General features: G+C 39.6%; 1 protein-coding gene. It reads right to left on the reverse strand.

The features are described from left to right. Positions 1 to 1,879, reverse strand: a 1,879-nt coding sequence (locus tag ADI76_RS10710) for a MucBP domain-containing protein (RefSeq protein ID WP_239683642.1), incomplete at both ends; no start/stop codon positions are given.

The following is a 1,879-nucleotide window of genomic DNA, read 5'->3' on the forward strand; positions in this document are numbered from 1 at the left end:
ATTTTCTTCGTCAGTGACATCGTCTTTAATCTTGTTACCATTGACGTCAACATAGTGAACGTATACATTACCCTTAGGTTGAGTTGGCTCTTCTTTCACTTCTTTGTAAACGTAAGTGATGATTGAGCGTGGTTTATCAACTTTACCTTTAATTGGATCAGATGATTCCAAGTGTCCATCGCCATCAACTTTACCTACTGGGTAGTCACCTTTCGGTACGATCTTGTATGTCTTACCGTCTGGAGTCTTGATAGTATTAGGTTTTTCACCTTCCTCAGTTGTGTTATATGGTGTGTCATATGGTGAGTTTGGTGTATCTTGACGAGGTTTCTTGATTTCTTTACCTTTTTCGTCTACGTAAGTGATGATGACGTCACCTTCTTTAGGTTTCGTTGGATCTTCCTTAAGTTTGTAGACGTAAGTGACATTCTTATCACCTTCGATCACTTTACCAGTTGTAGCATCATCACCTGTCCAGTGACCTTGTTCGTCGACTTGACCTACTTTGTATTTACCTGCTGGTACCAATTCGTATGTCTTACCTTGGAACTCGATTGTTTGTGGACGGTTGTCTACTACTGTATCGTAATCTTTATCAACTGGTTGATTTTCTTCGTCAGTGACATCGTCTTTAATCTTGTTACCATTGACGTCAACATAGTGAACGTAAACGTTACCCTTCACTTCTTTATAAACGTAAGTGATAGTTGATTTAGGTTTGTCAACTTTACCTTTAATTGGGTCAGATGATTCCAAGTGTCCGTCACCGTCAACTTTACCTACTGGGTAGTCACCTTTCGGTACGATCTTGTAAGTCTTACCGTCTGGAGTCTTGATAGTGTTAGGTTTTTCACCTTCCTCAGTTGTGTTATATGGTGTGTCATACGGTGAGTTTGGTGTATCTTGACGAGGTTTTTGAATTTCTTTACCATCTTCTTCACGGATGTAAGTGATGATAACTTCCCCTTCTTTAGGTTTCGTTGGATCTTCTTTAACCTCTTTATAAACATAAGTAATCTTAGAAACTGGTTTTTCTACTTTACCTTTGATTGGATCAGAAGTTTCAAGATGTCCTTCACTATCAACTTTACCTACTGGATAATCACCAGCCGGTACACGTTCGTATTTCTTACCTTCAAACTCAATGTACTTAGGTTGTTCATCTTTCTCAGTAGTGTCATAAGGCGTGTTGTAGTCTGACTTAGGAGTATCTTGACGTTGGACTTTAATTTCCTTACCATCATTCTCACGGATGTAAGTAATAATAACTTCACCTTGAGGTTTTTCACTTTCAGAATTTGATGAAGAGTTAGATGCTGATGCTGATACTGATGTAGAAAGTGAAGTTGAAGTACTCAATGATTCTGAAATGGATACAGAAATTGAAACTGATTGGCTTGCTGATACTGATTCAGATGCTGAAGCTGATTGGCTTGCTGATACTGATTCAGATGCTGAAGCTGATTGGCTCGCTGATACTGATTCAGATGCTGAAACTGATTGGCTTGCTGATACTGATTCAGACGCTGAAGCTGATTGGCTCGTTGATACTGATTCAGATGCTGAAGCTGATTGGCTCGTTGATACTGATTCTGATGCTGAAGCTGATTGGCTCGCTGATACTGATTCAGACGCTGAAGCTGATGTGCTTGCTGATTCAGATGCAGACGCTGATGCAGATTCTTGAGCCGATGTAGAAGCTGACTCAGATGCTGATGCACTTGCTGATTCAACTTCTGATTGGCTCAATGATGCAGATGCTGATTCTGATGCAGATTTAGAAGCTGATGTTGTATCAGATTCAGATTGTGATACAGATTGTGATTTAGAAACCACTTCTGATTCTGATACAGATTGTGACTTAGATGTTACTTCTGAT

Origin of the sequence: Streptococcus parasanguinis (assembly GCF_001074805.1) — a bacterium.
In the GTDB taxonomy this organism is placed as follows: domain Bacteria; phylum Bacillota; class Bacilli; order Lactobacillales; family Streptococcaceae; genus Streptococcus; species Streptococcus parasanguinis_A.